17 protein-coding genes and 1 pseudogene are annotated in these 17,880 nt (G+C 60.5%); 10 read left to right on the forward strand and 8 right to left on the reverse strand.

The window, feature by feature from the left end; all coding sequences use genetic code 11:
• Positions 1–105: 105 nt before the first annotated feature.
• Both AC13RM_RS12635 and AC13RM_RS12640 read left to right on the forward strand, forming a co-directional pair.
• Positions 106–852: an acetoacetate decarboxylase gene (locus AC13RM_RS12635; protein WP_075852790.1), complete on the forward strand. Its 747-nt coding sequence runs from the start codon at positions 106–108 to the stop codon at positions 850–852.
• Positions 853–888: 36 nt separating this feature from the next.
• Positions 889–2,046: a patatin-like phospholipase family protein gene (locus AC13RM_RS12640; protein ID WP_374818829.1), complete on the forward strand. Its 1,158-nt coding sequence runs from the start codon at positions 889–891 to the stop codon at positions 2,044–2,046.
• Positions 2,047–2,159: 113 nt separating this feature from the next.
• Here AC13RM_RS12640 and AC13RM_RS12645 read toward each other — a convergent pair whose 3' ends face one another.
• Positions 2,160–2,777, reverse strand: a complete 618-nt coding sequence (locus AC13RM_RS12645; RefSeq protein WP_374818832.1) for a CGNR zinc finger domain-containing protein — start codon at positions 2,775–2,777, stop codon at positions 2,160–2,162.
• A 164-nt stretch (positions 2,778–2,941) separates the two neighbouring features.
• Between AC13RM_RS12645 and AC13RM_RS12650 the strand changes: the two genes are divergently transcribed.
• The 3 genes and pseudogenes from AC13RM_RS12650 to AC13RM_RS12660 all read left to right on the forward strand — a co-directional run.
• Positions 2,942–3,628: an alpha/beta fold hydrolase gene (locus AC13RM_RS12650; RefSeq protein WP_374818835.1), complete on the forward strand. Its 687-nt coding sequence runs from the start codon at positions 2,942–2,944 to the stop codon at positions 3,626–3,628.
• A gap of 56 nt (positions 3,629–3,684) precedes the next feature.
• Complete coding sequence (locus tag AC13RM_RS12655) at positions 3,685–4,527, forward strand: alpha/beta fold hydrolase (protein WP_374818838.1); 843 nt, start codon at positions 3,685–3,687, stop codon at positions 4,525–4,527.
• A gap of 108 nt (positions 4,528–4,635) precedes the next feature.
• Positions 4,636–4,824 (forward strand): annotated as a pseudogene (locus AC13RM_RS12660) (SDR family oxidoreductase); the annotation flags it as partial.
• 20 nt (positions 4,825–4,844) lie between these two features.
• Here the strand turns inward: AC13RM_RS12660 and AC13RM_RS12665 are convergent.
• The 4 genes from AC13RM_RS12665 to AC13RM_RS12680 form a co-directional block, all read right to left on the reverse strand.
• Complete coding sequence (locus AC13RM_RS12665) at positions 4,845–5,639, reverse strand: hypothetical protein (protein WP_374818840.1); 795 nt, start codon at positions 5,637–5,639, stop codon at positions 4,845–4,847.
• 231 nt (positions 5,640–5,870) lie between these two features.
• The gene (locus AC13RM_RS12670; RefSeq protein WP_374818843.1) at positions 5,871–7,568 is read right to left on the reverse strand and encodes a GMC family oxidoreductase; all 1,698 of its coding nucleotides are present in this window, start codon (positions 7,566–7,568) and stop codon (positions 5,871–5,873) included.
• A gap of 3 nt (positions 7,569–7,571) precedes the next feature.
• Positions 7,572–8,300 (reverse strand): SDR family oxidoreductase, encoded by a 729-nt coding sequence (locus AC13RM_RS12675; protein ID WP_374818846.1) that lies wholly within the window; start codon positions 8,298–8,300, stop codon positions 7,572–7,574.
• A 148-nt stretch (positions 8,301–8,448) separates the two neighbouring features.
• Positions 8,449–8,577 (reverse strand): hypothetical protein, encoded by a 129-nt coding sequence (locus tag AC13RM_RS12680; RefSeq protein WP_374818849.1) that lies wholly within the window; start codon positions 8,575–8,577, stop codon positions 8,449–8,451.
• Positions 8,578–8,801: 224 nt separating this feature from the next.
• Here AC13RM_RS12680 and AC13RM_RS12685 point away from each other — a divergent pair, with 224 nt between their 5' ends.
• Positions 8,802–10,538 (forward strand): hypothetical protein, encoded by a 1,737-nt coding sequence (locus AC13RM_RS12685; RefSeq protein ID WP_374818852.1) that lies wholly within the window; start codon positions 8,802–8,804, stop codon positions 10,536–10,538.
• Between the two features lie 285 nt (positions 10,539–10,823).
• A complete protein-coding gene (locus tag AC13RM_RS12690; RefSeq protein WP_374818855.1) occupies positions 10,824–11,648 on the forward strand; it encodes a DUF535 family protein in 825 nt (274 codons plus the stop codon).
• Positions 11,649–11,684: 36 nt separating this feature from the next.
• Here AC13RM_RS12690 and AC13RM_RS12695 read toward each other — a convergent pair whose 3' ends face one another.
• A complete protein-coding gene (locus tag AC13RM_RS12695; RefSeq protein WP_374818858.1) occupies positions 11,685–12,902 on the reverse strand; it encodes an ATP-binding protein in 1,218 nt (405 codons plus the stop codon).
• Positions 12,899–13,591: a response regulator gene (locus tag AC13RM_RS12700; RefSeq protein ID WP_374818861.1), complete on the reverse strand. Its 693-nt coding sequence runs from the start codon at positions 13,589–13,591 to the stop codon at positions 12,899–12,901. The genes AC13RM_RS12695 and AC13RM_RS12700 overlap by 4 nt, the downstream gene beginning before the upstream one ends.
• 202 nt (positions 13,592–13,793) lie before the next feature.
• On the opposite strand from AC13RM_RS12700, the gene AC13RM_RS12705 reads away from it, so the two are divergent.
• The 3 genes from AC13RM_RS12705 (at position 13,794) to AC13RM_RS12715 (ending at position 17,106) form a co-directional block, all read left to right on the forward strand.
• Complete coding sequence (locus AC13RM_RS12705) at positions 13,794–14,555, forward strand: phosphatase PAP2 family protein (protein WP_374818864.1); 762 nt, start codon at positions 13,794–13,796, stop codon at positions 14,553–14,555.
• Between the two features lie 560 nt (positions 14,556–15,115).
• Positions 15,116–15,745, forward strand: a complete 630-nt coding sequence (locus tag AC13RM_RS12710) for a ParB-like protein (protein ID WP_113228432.1) — start codon at positions 15,116–15,118, stop codon at positions 15,743–15,745.
• A gap of 173 nt (positions 15,746–15,918) precedes the next feature.
• Positions 15,919–17,106: an arabinose transporter gene (locus AC13RM_RS12715; RefSeq protein ID WP_374818867.1), complete on the forward strand. Its 1,188-nt coding sequence runs from the start codon at positions 15,919–15,921 to the stop codon at positions 17,104–17,106.
• Between the two features lie 166 nt (positions 17,107–17,272).
• On the opposite strand, the gene AC13RM_RS12720 is transcribed toward AC13RM_RS12715, so the two are convergent.
• Positions 17,273–17,851, reverse strand: a complete 579-nt coding sequence (locus AC13RM_RS12720; protein WP_374818869.1) for a flavodoxin — start codon at positions 17,849–17,851, stop codon at positions 17,273–17,275.
• Between the last annotated feature and the right edge of the window lie 29 nt (positions 17,852–17,880).

The raw sequence follows: 17,880 nt of genomic DNA on the forward strand, positions 1-17,880 counted from the left end.
TTTCGCCTCTCGCCGCAACCCTTCGACAGCTGACACTTCACTGTCATGCAACCGTGCAAGTTTTCGCTCCGGTACCGGCGATTTCCTCCAACGACGGAAGATACGATGAAGGTCGAAGACATTCTCAAGCATGCCTATGCGATGCCGCTGACCAACCCCTCCTATCCTCCCGGGCCCTATCGGTTCTTCGATCGCGAATATATCATCATCACCTACCGGACCTCGCGCGAAGCGCTTGAGGCGGTCGTGCCCGCGCCGCTCGAAATCGACGAGCCGCTGGTGAAGTACGAATTTATCCGCATGCCGGATTCCACCGGTTTCGGCGATTATACCGAGACCGGGCAGGTCATCCCGGTTACCTATCGCGGGCAGAAGGGCGGCTATGTTCACTCCATGTATCTCGACGACGATGCGCCGATCACCGGTGGCCGCGAGATCTGGGGCTTTCCGAAGAAGCTCGCCAGCCCGAAGATCGTCAACGAAGGCGAGGTCATCGTCGGCACGCTGCATTACGGCAGCGTTCTCTGTGCTACGGGGACGATGGGCTACAAGCACAAGCCGGTCGACCAGGGGCCGCTTCTGTCCGCTCTCTCGGAGCCCAATTTCCTGATCAAGATCGTGCCGCATGTCGACGCCACCCCGCGCATTTGCGAATTGGTGCGCTATTACCTCACCGACATTACCATCAAGGAAGCCTGGACCTCGCCCGCCGCCCTCGATCTCAGGCCGCATGTCATGGCCGATGTCGCGCGGCTGCCTGTGCTGGAAGTGGTTTCCGCGGTTCATTTCACCGCCGATCTGACGCTCGGGCTTGGTGAAGTCGTTCACGACTATCTCGCCGAGCGCAGATAGCCGCATCCTATTTTCATTTCATGCTGGAGACGGACCGTGCTTGAACGAAACACCAAGGCCGCAGCCCCGACCATTTCGGAAATTGCCGCTCAATATGATCGCGTCGCCCTGGTATTCCAGGGCGGCGGCGCGCTCGGCGCCTATCAGGCCGGCGTCTACGAGGCGCTTGCCGAAGCGGGATGCGAGCCGAGCTGGCTTTCGGGCGTCTCGATCGGCGCGGTCAATGCCGCTATCATCGCCGGCAACGAACCCGGCCGGCGGCTGCAGCGTCTGGAGCAATTCTGGCAGATCATCTCCGGTCGCAAGATCTGGGCCTATACGCCCGAAGGCGATTTCTTCCGCGATATCCGCAACCGCACCAGCTCGTGGATGACGATGACCATGGGCCAGCCCGGCTTCTTCAAGCCGCGCTTCCCCAATCCCTGGTTCGAATTGCCGGGCGCAGAAGGTGCCACCAGCTTCTATGACTCGGCAGAGCTCAAGAAGACGCTGGAGATGCTGATCGATTTCGACGTGCTAAATGATGGCAAGAAGCGCTTCAGCGTCGGTGCGGTGAATGTGCGCACCGGCAACTTCGTGTATTTCGATACCGACAATATCCGCATTGGCCCCGAGCATATCATGGCGAGCGGCGCCCTTCCGCCGGCCCTCCCGTCTATCCGCATCGAGGGCGAATATTACTGGGACGGCGGCATCGTCTCCAATACGCCGCTGCAATATCTGCTCGATCAGGAAGAAGACCGCAGCTCGCTCGTCTTCCAGGTGGATCTCTTCAGCGCCCGCGGCGTCCTGCCGCGGAGCATGCCGGACGTGCTGTCGCGTCATAAGGACATCATGTATTCCAGCCGCACCCGGCAGAATACCGACAACTTTAAGCGAATTCACGGGCTGAAGATGAAGCTCCTGGGTGCTTTGAAGCGTGTTCCGAAGGATCAGCTGACACCGGAAGAAGAAGAGCTGATTGCGGATTATTCCGATGCCGGCGTCGTCAACATCGTGCATCTGATCTATCAGCACAAGAATTACGAAGGTCACGCCAAGGACTATGAGTTCTCCGGCACGTCGATGCGCGAGCATTGGGACATGGGCCTCGAAGATACCAAGCGCACGCTGCGCCATACCGACTGGCTGCTGCCACCCTTCAGCGACGATGCCGTCGCCATTCACGATCTTCACAGGGAAGACCCGGCCTGAGCCGATAGACGCCCTTCGGCCCGACTTTAGCGATGACCGGACCGGAGCGAGCTGCGCTTAGCTCCGGCTGATTTCATGCTTCCGGCAAAACCCTATCTTCTGCGCGACAGGCGTCAGCTCTGCTTGAGCCGGTGCCGATGAGCGGCCTGCTTGGCGCGATTGCCGCACATCGCCATGCTGCACCAGCGTCTGCGGTGACCGCGCGTGTGGTCGACGAAGAGCAGGGTGCATGCGTGGCCTTCGCAGGCTTTCACATCGGAGAAATCCTCGGTGCAGACAAAACGCCCCAGCGCTTCGCCGATCGGCAATAGCAGCGATTCCGGTGACCGCCATTTCCGCATCGGCTGAAAACCGAGCCCTTCTCCGCCGGATGGTCTTGCGACGATCCGACCAAAACCTTCGTCGCGTTCCAGCAGGCGATTCAGTGGCTCCAGATCGCTCAAAGCATCCGATGTGAGCGGTTTTCCCTTGTGGGAGTTTACGAAAGCCCTGAACCATTCGCGCAGGTTTCTTGCCTGATCGGCGACCTTGTCGAGTTCGCCGGGCAGCGCCCGTTCGCGCATGGCATTGAGCGTCTCACGAGGCACCAAGCCCGCCTGTTCCAGCCAGCGAAGCAAGCCCTCCCCATCGTCAATCCAGTCGATCGGCACATCCACCGGCGTTGCGACCGAATTGAGGAAATCCAGTCCCAGCGTATCGCCGACGAAGATGGCGGGCGAGTGGTTGTCCATGGACTACTTCCTTTCCGGCCATCGACAAGGATGCTGAATGGCCATTCGAAAACATGACAGGCATATAACCTATCAAAAGCCGCTTGACAAGTTACGCATATCAGTCGTAACCCTATTAACGTAATTTGAACGGTTACGAGCTTCGGACCATAAGGAGAAAGCCGATGTCGTCGCAAAATGCAGATATTGTTCTTGTCCATGGCGCCTGGGCGGATGGGTCGGGTTGGGCAAAAGTGATCGTGCCGCTGGCCGCTGCCGGCTTTTCGGCAACTGCCGCTCCATTGCCGTTGACCTCCTTTGACGAAGATGTCGCCGCGCTTGAACGGGCGCTGGAGCGGGCGAAAGGACCGGTGATCCTGGTCGGCCACGCCTATGCCGGCGCGGTTATCTCAGCCGTTCGCGGCGAAAAAGTAAGGGCACTGGTCTATGTTGCTGCACTTGCGCCGGATGAGGGCGAGACGGCCGCCGATGTCTTCTATCGCGGCGAGCCTCACCCGCAGGCGCCGAAACTCGCGCCTGACGGCCACGGGTTGATCTACCTTCCGAATGGCGCCTTCGCGACCGCCTTTGCACAGAACGCCAGGGCCGATGAACTGGCGGTACTGGCTGCCTCGCAACGGCCGATCTCGCCGGCATGCATCACCGTTCCCGTCGCCCGCCCGCTCTGGAAGGACCGTCTCACCTGGTTCCTGATCGCCGAGGAGGACCGGATGATCCGGGTCGACAATCAGCGCTTCATGGCAGCGCGCATGAAGGCAAAGCAGTGCTCCGTCCCGGCCGATCATATGCCGATGGTCACGGCGCCGGCCGCCATTTTCGACATTATCCGAGACGCGGCCGTCGCTATCTGAATTCTCGATTTGTAGCTCTATAATTGCAATCAGAAAGGTTATGAAAGGGCCTTAACATGTCTGATATCAGCTATCGCATCGTCAATGTCGAAGGCGTCAAGGTCTTCTACCGCGAGGCAGGCTCGCCAGGGGCAGACAAGCTGCTGCTCCTGCATGGCTTCCCCACTTCCAGCCATATGTTCCGCGATCTCATCCCGTTGCTGGCCGATCGTTATCATATCATCGCACCGGATCTTCCGGGCTTCGGGCAATCCGACGCGCCGAAGGGCGGCAACACATTCGACAGCATCGCCGAGACGATCGACCGTTTCACCGAAATCGTTGGTTTCGAGCGCTATGCCGTCTATGTCTTCGATTATGGCGCACCGACCGGCTTCCGCCTGGCCGTGAAGCATCCGGAGCGGATCACGGCGATCATCTCGCAAAACGGCAATGCCTATGAGGAGGGTCTGAGTGAGGAGTGGAATCCGATCCAAGCCTACTGGCGCGAAGCCTCGGAGGAAAACCGAAATGCGCTGAAGGCGGCGCTCACGCCGGAGGCAACAGCCTGGCAATACACGCACGGCGTTCCGGATGTCGCTAAAGTCTCACCGGACGGCTATTCGCTCGATAATCTCTATCTAGCCCGCCCCGGTGCGGAAAAGGTGCAGCTCGATCTCTTCGGCGACTATAAGAGCAACGTCGCGCTCTATCCGACCTTCCAGAATTACTTCCGCACCCATAAGCCGCGTCTCTTGGCGATTTGGGGCAAGCATGATCCTTTCTTCCTGCCGCCCGGTGCCGAGGCCTATCGCCGCGACATTCCCGGAGCGGTCGTCAAGCTTCTCGACACCGGCCATTTCGCCCTCGAAACGCATGCGGGCGAGATCGCAGCCGAAATCCGCGCCTTCCTTGGCTGACATCAAGCCCAACCGCATCGACAAGGATCGGTGCGGTAGGGCGTCAGCTTTCTTCGAAATCAGGAGAAATATCCTGTCCGACGCTGTCGTGATCATCACCGGTGCAAACATTGGGCGCCGCTGCACGATATGACCGTCGAAGAGGCCACCGCCAAGTTCCCGCGGGAAGCGGGAATTGCCCGCTATGGCGAGCCGGAAGAGATCGCAGAGCTGATGGCGTTCCTGGTCTCGCCAGGAGCGCGCTGGATGACCGGCTCGGCCCTGCGCATGGATGGCGGCGAGGTGAAGTCGGTCTGATCGACGCTGGGTGACAGACGTCAGCGAGCCTTGTAGCTGACTGAGATCTTCGCGCTCGCCAGCGCTGTTTGCGCGAGTTGTGCGGCGTCGAGACCGAGGGTGCCGATCGGCAGCGGCTTGTCGAAGGCAAGGTCGAGCGTAAAGAAGCCCGTCGGGTGCGGCAGATCCTGTACGAAACGCAGCAACGCCTTTTTCGATTCCGCATCGATACGGCTGTCGGGCAGAGCCTGCAGCGCGGTGACCGTCGTATCACGCAACTGGTTGATGCCCTGGGCGGGATCATCCGAACCTGTCATCTGCTGCAGAAAGGCAGCCAGCGACGGCACGGCCATGCCCTCGAACAGCCCTTGATTGTCGAGCCGGAAGCGCAAGTGCGAGAGTCCGACCGATCCATTTTGCATCAGAGCCGGCATGCCTGCATTTTTGGGCAAGCTCAGCTCGGCCGAGAGCGAGGCTCTGCCGAGGCGCAGATTGGTGAGCTCCAGCTCCTGAATATCCAGGTAACCATCCTTGGGATCGAAACGGAAGGCGCCGGACATCTCCATCGGCCATTGCTGGACCGTCGTAATGTAATTCGCCATGGCGTTGTCGAGCATCGGCGTGAAGCGCACGCCCTCGACCGAGAACCGCCCCCAGGTCGGCAGATGGTCGGGCTTGCTTGCGATGGACTTGAGGAAGTCGGCCAATCCGTCTCCCTTGAACTCGGCGCGTTCGAAGGTCCATCCCACTCTGCTGCCGGATTTGAACAGGCCATTCGTAACCGCGCAGCCATCATGCAGGTCGGAAATGGCAAAGCCGTCGGCATGCTGGATCACTGCACTCCCCTCAATGAGATCGGTACATGGCGTCCCGGCCGCGGCGGTGAGGGGCGCGAATGAGACGAGCAATGGGAGCACGAGGGAGAAGCGCATCTTTCAGGACTACCTGTTTGAGTCGATCGGCAAATAGCCGCCACGCCATGTTTGCGGCTATGCCGCTTATGTCAAGGCGTGAGATCTCCGTAAGCCGTGCGCCGCCAATGCGGGTCGGTAAGCCGGCGATGCCCTCTATGTGAGGATGCTGTTAGCATCGGTCGCGCGGATCAGGTCTGCGGCCTTTTCGGCAAGGCAATAGGTGGCCGCGACCGTATTGGCCGAAACGATGCCCGGCATGATCGAGGCGTCGACGACGCGCAGGCCCTCGACGCCATGCACCCGCATGGTAGCGGGATCGACGACCGATCGTTCTCCGCGTCCCATGGCGCAGGTGCCGACGGGATGAAACAGCGTCCCGACCCGCTCGCGGATGAAGGCGTCAAGCGCGCCATCGCTTTCGATATCCGACCCGGGGTCTATCTCGGCGTCCAGATGTGATGTGAACGGAGCCTGCGCCGTGATCTGGCGTGCCAGCCGGACGCCCTTGCGCAGTACGTCCATCGTGCTGTCGCCTCGGAAGAAATTATAGAGGATCGACGGCTTCTCCTTCGGGTCGGCACTCTTCAAGGCGACGCGACCGATGCTTCCGGGCCGCAGCTGGCAGACATGCATGAGGAAGCCATGGCCGGTGAAGCCCGATGCGGCCTGTGTGTTGGCCCGGCCGGTGCAGAAGAAGAGCTGGATATCAGGCCGGCCGCTTTCAGGATCTGTCGAGATGAAGCCCCCGCCTTCGCCTGTTGTCGAGGAAAACAGGCCGCGTTTATTGAAAACCCAGTTAAGGACATGGCCGACATTGCGTGGCAAGGCGCGCCAGGAGACGCCGTAGGGCGCGATGGATTTCGCCCGATATTCGATGGTGACGTCGAGATGATCCTGCAGGTTCTCACCGACCCCGGGCAGGTCGGCGATGACAGGAATGCCATGGCGCATAAGGTCTTTTGCGTTGCCGATGCCCGACAGCATCAGCAGATGCGGCGACGCGAAGGATCCGGCCGAGAGGATGATTTCGCGGCCGTCGAGCGTGCCGTTCTCCCCGTTTCTTCGAAAGGCAATACCGGTTGCCTTTCGGCCATCGAACACGACGCGCGTTACCTCGGTTTCGCCCATCACCATGAGGTTCGGCCGATGCCGCACCGGGTCGAGATAGGCGCCTTCTGCAGTGACGCGCTCGCCGTCCTTTTGCGTGAAAGTATAGAGGCCGACACCGTTCTGTCGCGCGCCGTTGAAATCGGCGTTGAGGGGATAGCCAGCCTGTTGCGCCGCTTCCAGAAACACTTCCGCCATCGGATTGACGCTGCGCAGCGGCGCGATGTTCAGCGGTCCTTTCGTGCCGTGATAGGTTGGGTCGATCTGTTTCTCGAGCGGCGCGTTGCCGAAGCGAATGTGTCCGGCGGAGCCCGGCTCGGCCAGGATCTCGAAGCGCTCCAGCTTACGGAAATAGGGCAGCAGGTCGTCATAGCCCCAGCCGGAATTGCCGAGGTCGCGCCAATGGTCGAAATCCTCGCGCTGGCCGCGGATGAAGATCTGGCCGTTGACATTCGTCGAGCCACCCATGCCCTTGCCGCGCGGCAGGGCGATCGAGCGACCCTGCAGGCCGGGCTCGGGTTCGGTTTCGAACCAGGACATGAATTTCGGGCCACCGAAAAAGGCGAGCGCCGGCGCCATGAAGGTGACCATGGCGAGCGGAATGCGCACGATCGCCTTGCGTGCATTGCGGTCCATGCCCGCTTCGACCAGGCAGACGCGTGTGGCCGGATCTTCGCTCAGGCGATTGGCCAGCACGCAACCCGCCGCACCGCCACCGACGATGATGTAGTCGAAATCGTGCAAGGCTCAGATATCCTGGGTCTGCGGCAGGATCACCAGATCGCGGATGGTGACATTGGCGGGCCGCGTCAGCATGAAGAGCACGGCATCGGCCACATCCTCCGACTTCAAGCCCTCGCGCGCCGCAACCTTGGCATCGATAGCGGCAGGATCGGTATAGCCCCAGAGTTCGTTCAGCACGACGCCGGGCGCCACAGAGCCGACGCGGATATTGTGCTTCATGATTTGCCGCCGCAGCCCATGCACGAAAGCCTGGATCGCATGCTTGGATGCCGAGTATATCGGCTCCCAATGGATGGCCTGATGCCCTGCCACCGAGGAGGTGACGACGATCTGGCCGCCGCCCTTGGCAATCATGTCTGGCAGCACGGCGCGGGTCAGCCGGAAGACCGAATTGACGTTGATCGAAATAAGTTCATCCCAAGCGTCGGGATTGCCTTCGGCAACATCGCCGGGAATGTAGAGGCCGGCATTGGGCAGGAGAATGTCGATCCGGTCGAAGCGCTCCATCGCTGCATCGACGACCTTCTTGACTGCATCCGGTTCGGTGAGATCCGCCGGCAGTACCAGCGCGTCACCGCCAGCCTTGTCGGCGACCGCTTGCAGCCTTTCGGCGGAACGGCCGACAAGTGCGAGCTTCGCTCCCTCTTCGCCGAGCGCCAATGCGATTGCGCGCCCGATACCGGAGCTTGCGCCGGTAACCAGTGCGACCTTACCTTCAAGCTTTTGTCCCAAGATATCCTCCCCCTTGGCGGAGCCTTGGAAACTCTCCGCCCACGGGAGCCTAGGTAGGCTACTTCTACCCGTCAATGAAAAATCTTTTCTCACGTAAATTTTTGACCAATGCAGCAGACGTGCAGGCGGCGCCGGCGGACAGGACTCATCAGGCCGACAGCTTGTATCCGTCTGTTTTCGCCTGTGCGGTCACGCGGCCGCTATAGGGCAGGATGCGACGCAGAACTTCCTGGGCAAGCGTCTGGGCGTTCTGCTGCGCCTTGTCGAGATTGCTCACGGTTTCGGGATCGATCGAATAAAGGGTCTGGCCATAGCCGAAGTCTTCTGACCATCGGATTGACGCGCGTCAAAACCACCGAATGCGGGTCTTGCCCAGGACTTTCCCGGCGGCGCAGGGGTGACGGTCGCAAGCTGGCGCCCTGTTTCGTCCTCCCCGTTAACTCCATGTTTTTCTGTTCGCTTTAGTTTCCCGGGGATAGTCTTGGGCGGGATCCGAACAGTATGGCGTATGCAGCGACAAGCCGGCAATTTATCCCGTCGACGGATAGTTTCGTCGATCGCTTGGAGAGCGCCCGATTGCAGATCGAACAGCGCTTCCTGGATGGTGGCGCGGTCCTCATCACGGTCACGGAAGCGCTCGCCAAGCTCGTCAGCCTGCTGGAGCATATCGGCAATTCGTTGAAAGAGGAGAATGCGACCGAAGCCACGGCGCGGCTGCTTCAGACGGTGGATCTTTTGAACAAGCTGCCGCCTGCCGAAGCGCGGCGCCAGGGGAGCGTCGCTGCCATCGGGCAGACTGGACAGCGGCTTGCCGAACACGTCCTCTCGATGGAGGAAACCCTGCGCTATCTCAGGACCTTTGCCGCAACGGCGAAGATTGCAGGCGCGCGCATTCCCGACTTTTCGAGCTTCGCCAGCGAGATCGTCGAGCGCATCGAATTCGCCGCCAAGGAAGTCAAGGCGCTGTCCTTGCAGATCCGCTCCCTGGAAGGGCAGATCGAATCCGCCACGGCAAATGAGGACGGTTCTCTAGGGCAGCATCTGAACGGCATCCCGTCCATAGCCCAGCGCCTCATATTGAACGCCGAGGAAATCCAGATTCAACGCCGCAATCTTTCCGAATTGGCGGATAGCGTCGCCGGCCTGGCGCGCAAGATCCAGAACAAGGTAGCCCATACGCTGTCGGCCATGCAGATCGGCGACATCACCAGGCAAAGGGTCGAGCACTGCCAGACGGCGTATGCGATCGCGGAGGCCTATCTCGCCTCGGAGGTTCCGGCCGGCCTTTCCGCCATCGACCGCCAGCGCCTCTCGCAACTGGCCACGACACTGATCTCAGAGCTGCTTGCCGAAACGACCAAGGGCTTCGACCGCGAGACCGCCAAGATCGTCGACAACATCCGTAGTTTCAATGATGATATCGGCACTCTGCTCGATCTCTACCGAACAATGATGTCGCAGAGCGGGCAGGATGGCAAAAGCCCGATCAATTCGCGGCGCGGCGATCTCGCCGCCGCGCGGATCGTTGTCGATCGCATCGACATCGCCGCAGCCGGCACCAATCGGCTTAGCGAAAAGACGTCCGAGATGGTCAAGGAGCTGACGACGAGCATCCTGACCATCCAGCTCGTGCGGCGCGACATTCAATACATGGCCCTCAATACCAATCTGCGCTGCGGCAAGCTCGGTGAGGAAGGGCGAGCGATCAATGTGGTTGCCGGCGAGCTGCGCTCGTTCGCATCGCTGCTCGATGAAGATGCCGAGAAGATCCTCGTCGGCCTCGGCAAGCTCGAAACACAGGCGACCGGCCTCAAGGATTGGCGACAGGTCGGCGAAGAAGAAAATTCCCCCGGGCTCGGCACGCATATAGACGCCGCACTTGCCCATATCGGCGAAGCCGGCGCGTCGATGGATCTCAACGTGCAGGAACTTCGCCGTTGCGGCGAGGCCATGACTTCGCAAGTGGCCGATGTGATCAAGGGTTTGGACTTCCGCGCTGGGGTAGTTGAGACCTTGGCGTCCTGTATGAAGGAGGCAGGACGTATGCGGAGCGCATTTGTCGATACGACCGGGCTCGAGGCTTCAGTGGCGGCGATTTCCGAGCGCATCTTCAAGATCTACACCATGGCGGCCGAACGCGAGATTCATGCTGCCATTTTCGGTGCGGTGAGCTCTGTTGCCGAAAGCGCACCGGCGCCGGCCAGTGACGAGGATCTTTTCGCGGATGCTCTCTTCTAATCCCCTGGCAGCTTGGTGCGGAGGGCAAATATCCCATCGCCTTGTAAGCTAGCTTCAGCCTTTGATGACACGACCCGCGAAAGGCTGACCTTGCCTTGACGCTGTCTTGACAATTCCAATGCAGATGGTTCGGCGAAGCCATATTCGCCGGGCCTTTGCATGAATCGAAAGACATCGATCGCCGTGACGCCAGAGGGCGTCATATCCAGTATTTCTCCTTCCAAGATGGTTGTGCCGGCAGCTGCCAGATCGCACACATCCCGATACGCCCTGCTCTGGAGAATATTGACCTTCAGTCTGCGGGTGCGTTGGAAGCGTGCTCTTCTCTTCTGGTGCCGCTTTGCCGCAAACCCGCTTGTGACCTTCCGATGGTGGCGCTTTACCGCTGCGTTTGCCGCTGCGCGCGAATTGCCGCCGCCCCATGACGAGCTGCTGCAGAAACCGCTATCGAAATTTCTGGTCCACGGAATGCCCAACGCGCGGCGGCTCTCCCTTCTCATCGAGCATTTTTCCATTGCGGAAACTATTTTCTCCAGGGACAGCATGACGCGGCTCTGGTGCGGCGAATGGCTGGAAATGGGCCTTGTTCAAGGCAAGAGCGAAGCATATGCGTGCTGCATCGCGCTCGCCGACCGCAGCGGCGGCCGGCATGAGGGCGCTTTTGCGATCAAACTCCAGCGCGTGAGTGATCAGGCACTTCTCTGCACGGCGAGATTCACCTTCGTCAATCAAGGGGTGGAGGGGCGCTATACATTTGTCGTCGGCAGCATGCAGGGACCGCGCAATGCGAAGCAGCGTATCGTCGAGGTGACCCGCGATCTTGCGGGCCTGCGTCCGAAGGAGGCGATCCTCATCGTGCTGCAGGGCCTCGCGGCGGAGGGCGGCATGCAACACTTTCTGGCGGTCTCGCAGGCAAGACATCCGATTCAGTATCGCCGGCGCGCCCGCCAATCGATGTTGCTGTCGAACATCGATGCCTTCTGGTTCGAACGTTCCGCCGAACCGGAAGGGGTTTACGGCTTCAGGGTTCCCTATTCGAATATCCTGGGAGCAGACAGGCGCAGCCAGAGCAAGTCATGGTTCTACAATATCGGCGAACTCTTCCATTGATCGCCTGCCGGCCTCTTCCGGCGGCGATGGCTTTGGTCAACAAAGCCGGCATTGCCCCCGCTGTCCGGAACCGTGCCCTTCTTCCGGCACGCTGTCCGTCAAATGGATTGCGACCATGGCGCCGCCCTCGGGCCGATTTGCGAATTCAAGATGTCCGCCGTGGGCAGCCGCGATTGCCTGCACCACGGATAAACCCAGTCCGGTGCCGCCGGTCGCCCGCGAACGCGAGGGGTCGCCGCGCCAGAAAGGGTTGACGGCAACGGCGTCCATATCCTGCGGAAATCCGGGACCGCGATCGAGAACGCGAATGACGATCCTATCGTCCGCCAGCTGCTCGGTTTCGCATCGCAGCCATCCGCCTCCGGCAGCGTAACGGCACGCATTTTCGAGCAGCGCCAATACGGCTTGCCGAATGCGGGGGGAGTCGGCCGAGATCCAGGCGGGTTTCAGCCCAGTTTCGACCTGCAGCTTGCTGGCTTCCAGCATGGGTTTTGCCGAGGCGATGACAGTCTCGACCAGCAGGGATGCGTCGATGCGCTGACGGTCCATCACGAGTTTCTGACCGATGGCGAGCGACAGGGTGCGCAGATCCTCGACAACCCGCCCCAGGCCTTCGACCTGCAGGAGGAGATCGGAAATGATCTTCTGGTCCATCGGAAACACGCCGTCGAGCATACTCTGCAGGGATCCCTGCAGGATGGTCAACGGCGTGCGCAGCTCATGTGCAACCGCCATGTTGTTGAAGCGCAATCTTTCCTCCATCGTCTCCAGGCTGCTCGCAAGGGCGTTGAAGGTTTCAACGAGGCTCGCGACTTCGCGCGTGCTGCGATAGGAGGCTGCGACGCGGACGGAGAAGTCGCCGGACTTCAGGCCTTCGGCGGCGGAAGTGAGATCTTCGAGCGGGCGCGTAAGCCGTCGCGCCAGGAAGACGCCGATTACGGCGCAGAGCAGGGCCGACAAGAGGCCGAAGACGAGGACGGAGAGCTGCACCTTGAGATCCGTCGGCTCCGTCAGCGAATTAAGATGCTCGACAAGCAGCTTAAGCGAATCGCCGTCGGGAACCTTGTTTTCACTCAGCATTTTGTAGGCTGTTGCGGCTCGCGGCGGCAGGGCATCGCTGATACCCTGCTCCAGATAGGTCGCATACCAGTTGACCCCCAGATAGGTCAGGCCGACGCTGAGCAGCAGCATGATCGTGGTGACGACGGCCGTGAGCGACGCAAGCGGCGCGCTGGGAAATCTCGGTTTCTTCATCGAGGGTCCGAAAAGCGATAGCCGATGCCGCGCACGGCAGGAAAGAAGCCGACCTGCCCCATTTCCTCCAGTTTGCGCCTGAGGTTGGAAATGTGCGTATCGACGGTCCGCACAAGGGCATCGCTTTCCGGCAGGCAGGCATCGAGAATATCGGCGCGTGCGAAAGCCTGGGTCGGATGGCGGATCATGTAGGCGAGGATTCGGAATTCGCTAAGCGTCAACGGCACTGCAACGCGGCCTTCCTCCCCGTTGATGAAGACGGTGTAGCTGCTGAAATCGACCTCCAGCGCGCCGAAGCGCTTGATGGCGTCTGCGCGCTCGCCCTGCGTCCGACGCAAGACAGCTCTGACACGGGCGACGACTTCCTGCGGGTTGAACGGCTTGACGACGTAGTCGTCGGCACCGAGGCGCAACCCGCTCAGGCGGTCGATGTCGTCAGCGACGGCCGTGACCATGATGACCGGCGTCGAGCCGGCCTGGCGCAGCCGGCCGAGCACGCCGAAGCCGTCCAGTTTCGGCAAACGAACATCCAGAAGCACGAGATCGGGCTTCAAAAGCGCATGGTGCTGCAGCGCGGTTTCGCCGTCGCCGGCGCGAACCGTGCGAAAGCCGTCCCGCGTCAGATAGCCCTCGAGTATCTGTGCGATTGCCGGTTCATCCTCCACGATGAGAACGAGACTGTTATCCACCCCTAGCGCCCTGTGTTCTTCTGTTTTTCCGTTCGGCTTTGTCGTCCGAACCTTACTATCGCGGACAAAGCCCGCTTCCGCAATTTCCAAACAGCTTTTCGTTCGTCCGATGGCCGATTCTGAACACGGCCTTCATGCGATCTTCGCCATTTCTTGACAATCGGGCTTCAGCTTGGCGCCGTTCCGCCCTTGGAGACATGGCATGTGGAAATATGCATCGAATTTATGGAGTTCCGACTCCGGTCAAATGCGGCCGCGTCAGCTGCAAGCAACTGCGGACAGCGAATTGGCGGTCATAGGCATGCTGATCGTCTGGACCAGCTTCGTCTTTGTGGTCTTTCCGAAACTCGATCTGGCTGTTGCGCGCTTGTTTGCCCACGGGCATGTCTTCTGGCTCGCAGAAAATCCCTGGCTGAAGGCGGTGAGGGATATTGCCCGTCAAAGCCAGCCTTATATTCTCGGCACCATGGCTGTCATCGTCGTCCTGCATGTTTTCCTGCCGCGGCGATTGCGGTTCTGCCGCCCTCATAAGCCGCTTTTTGTGCTCCTGAGTTTTGCCGCCGGGCCGCTACTGGTGGTGCAGACGCTGAAAGTAGTGATTGGACGCGTGCGCCCTCGTCAGCTGATCGAGTTCGGCGGCACAGCGGATTTTACCCCGGTATGGCAGTTTTCGGCGGCGTGCAGCCGCAATTGTTCCTTCCCTTCCGGCGAAGCAGCCGCCGCTGCTGCGGCGCTGTCCCTGTTGATATTCGTGCCTGCCGGGCGAAGATGGATTGCTGCGGTGATCCTGGTGCCATGCTCGCTGTTCGTGGCATTCAACCGCGTGATCTTCGGCGCTCATTTCCTGTCGGATGTCATGCTCGGATGGCTTTTGACCATGTTTGCCATGGCCATGATTTGGCACCGGATCGAAGCGAATTCGCGGGTGATCGATCGCCATGTCACGCGCCTGATGTTCCGATGACCCCATTGCCATGGAAGCAGGCGACGACATCCTCATTCAGTCCGGTTTCCGATCCTTGCGGAGCGGGATTGGCTGTCGGGTGTCGCCGCAATGCGACAGTCCCAAGCAAACCCATGTTACAAACCTTAATACAACGTTTCTTCACCTTTCCTTCGATCAGGGGTTACCTATTTAGCGCTTGTCATGCCGTCGGACGCGATTGAGGCCGGTAGAGCGGATGGTGAGGAGACCTTTGGCGGGGTGAGAGTGACGGAATGGGGTTGGTAGATTGGGCGTTGCGTGGAATGCTCGACACGGATGGCCGACGCAGGATGCGCTCCCGCAGAGACCATTACGAGCCATGGGTCGTGCTTGCCGTTGAGAGCTTCGAGCGGGAAATGCTGGCCTTCTACAGGCGTTCGCAGTTTACGGTAATCAAAAAAGCCGCATGAAGGGTAATTCGATACCGGGTATGGTCGCGCTTCTCCCGCAGCCTGCCTGACGAGCGCGCAACGCTGATCTTGCCGGATTGAAGGGTTATGCTACGCTAAAGTGGTCCTCTCTTTGTGGAGAACTTTCAAATGGTTACGCTGCGCGAACCGATCTTGCATCCAGTTCCCATTGAAGAATTGAGACCCACCCAGATCACCGTCGGCATGCGCGAGGTCAAGGCCAAGCGCAAGGCGTGGCGTCTCAAGGCGGCAGCGGCAGGCGATAAGGCCGGCGAGTTCCTCGGAAATCACATGGTGCCAGCCATCCGGGGACCGCGCGGAAAATACTACGTTATCGATCATCACCATCTTTCCCTCGCGCTTTATGAGGAAGGGGTGAAGGATGTTCTCGTCACCACAGTGGCCGATCTTTCGCGGCTTGATCGGGAGTCCTTCTGGTTCGTCATGGATTGCCATGACTGGATGCATCCTTTCGACGAAGAGGGGAAACGCCGGGGCTATGAGGACATCCCGAAGAGCATTAAGGATCTGGTCGACGATCCCTATCGTTCGCTTGCCGGCGAGTTGCGCCATGTCGGCGGCTACGCCAAGGACACGACGCCGTTCAGCGAATTTCTCTGGGCGGATTTCCTGCGCCGCCGCATCAAGCGCAAGGATCTCGATAAGGATTTCAAGGCCGCACTGGAAAGGGCGCACGACCTTGCCAAGGGCAAGGAGGCCGATTACTTGCCCGGTTGGTGCGGTCCGGTCCCCGAGTGATCGACCAGCTTCGCGGCATCATGTTGACAGTCGTTCAGCAAGCGCCTATTGCAAAGGTAGCCGGTGTTACCGGCCGTAAGCGTTTGACGTCAAGCAACGCACTCAACGATCCTCGTCGGTCGGAGTGCGTTTTTTTATGCCTTCGCCGATTGAGGAAAAGCCTGGAGATTATCATGGCTTTTCAATCGACACCCGATCCGGCGCGCGGCCGGCTGCTGCTGCTGAGCGCCATTCTCTTCATTTCCTATCTTTGCATCGGCATATCGTTTCCGATCGTGCCGCTTTATGTGAACGGACAGCTCCGGCTCGGCAATGTCTGGGCCGGACTCGGCGTCGGCATCGCCTTTCTGGCAACCATCCTCACGCGCGGCTATGCCGGCGGGTTCTCGGACCATCGCGGCGCCAAGGTGGCTGTGACGCGGGGACTTGTATTCTATGTCGTCGGCGCTTTGACGGCTTTGGGTGCCGGCGTCCTCACCGACATGCCGTTGCCGTCCTTTCTGCTCCTCCTTCTGGGACGCTTGGCTTTGGGGCTGGGCGAAAGTCTGGTCGCCGTCGGCATCATCGCCTGGGGCATCGGTGTCGTCGGCCCGGCGCGTTCGGGTAGGGTCCTGGCGCTGGTCGGCGCCGCCATCTATGGAGCGCTCGCAGTGGGTGGGCCGATCGGGTTGATGTTGTTCAGCCGGCTCGGTTTTGCCGGGACAATGGCGATTAGCGCTGTCCTGCCATTCCTGGGCCTGGTGGCGATCTGGCAGGTTCCCGGCGTTGCGCCTCATCCCGGTCAACAGCGCCCGCCATTTTGGACTGTCGTCGGCAAGGTCTGGCTATATGGGGCGGTCGTGTGTTTTCAGGGCATAGGCTTTGCCGCGATCGGCGCCTTCTTTACGCTCTATTTCCTCGACCGGGGCTGGAACTATGCCGGACTGGGCCTGACGGCCTTCGGCGTCGGTTTCGTTCTGGTGCGCGTGTTCTTCGGCCATCTGCCTGACCGTATCGGTGGCCTGCCGGTCGCGCTCGGATCCCTGGCCGTCGAAGCGGCAGGCCAATTGCTGATCTGGTGTGCCGCCGATCCCATGCTCGCCCTGACGGGTGCCTTTCTGACCGGTCTCGGATGCTCGCTGATCTATCCTTCCATGGGCCGCGAGGTGGTCCGGCGGGTGGAGCCGCATCTGCGCGGCACGGCGCTTGGCGGCTTCTCGGCCTTCCAGGACCTCGCCTACGGGCTGACCGGGCCATTTGCCGGCCTCCTGGCCGACCGGGCCGGTTATGGCAGCGTCTTTCTAGCAGGCACCGTCGCCGCGATCGCCGGCCTGTTGATCGCGCTCTCGCTCCGCAGGATACGCGCGGTTGCGTTCAGCTGATTGATATGGCGGTCCCGGCGTTCGGCCGGGACTGCCAGAAGCGATTGGCAATATGCCCAGCGCCATCCTTGGCACAGCTACAGGGCAGCGAAAACCACGCCGTCGACAAGACGTTGCGGCCTGCGCTGAAAGTAAAGCGGGGGCCAATCCGAGCGTGTTGGCGAGCTTAGAGGGCTCGCGGCGCATCCTTCGGCAGGTTTTTGAGAGCCCAGGACGCGATGGCCTTGTCCGCCAGCCTCTCCGTGACCTCGAATTCGCTGATCATCAGGCTAGGCAGAAGCGAAGCGCTGCGTGCTTGTGCGGCAAAATTCCTTTCGTAGTGCGCCGGCTCCAGTACATATGTGGCGAAGGCGGCAACCTTCCGCGCTCCGAAATCCATCCGTTCGAGGAAACTCATGACAGGCGGCGTGATGGTATTCCACCACACCGGGCCGCCGACGAGGATCAGGTCATATTTCGAAAGATTGGGAAGGCCATCGAGCAAGGGAGGAAGCTCTCCCGTTTCCAGCTCGTATTTGGACTGCTCGGCAGCACGCTGCATGTCGAGAGGATAGGGGTTGCGCATCTGGATTTCGAAGAGCTCGGCCCCCAGGAGCGCGCGAAGCTTTTCGGCAACAGCGCCGGTATGGCCGGTATAAGAATAATAGACGACCAGAGTCCGTCGCTCGTCTGCGGCGAAGCTCCATCTGGGTGCGGCGGCCGCGGCCACCATCGATGTCAACACGGTGCGGCGGGAAAGGTGCATGGGTTTGCCTTCCGATTTCAATGAGGCTT

The organism is Martinezella sp. CNPSo 3732 (assembly GCF_057784515.1).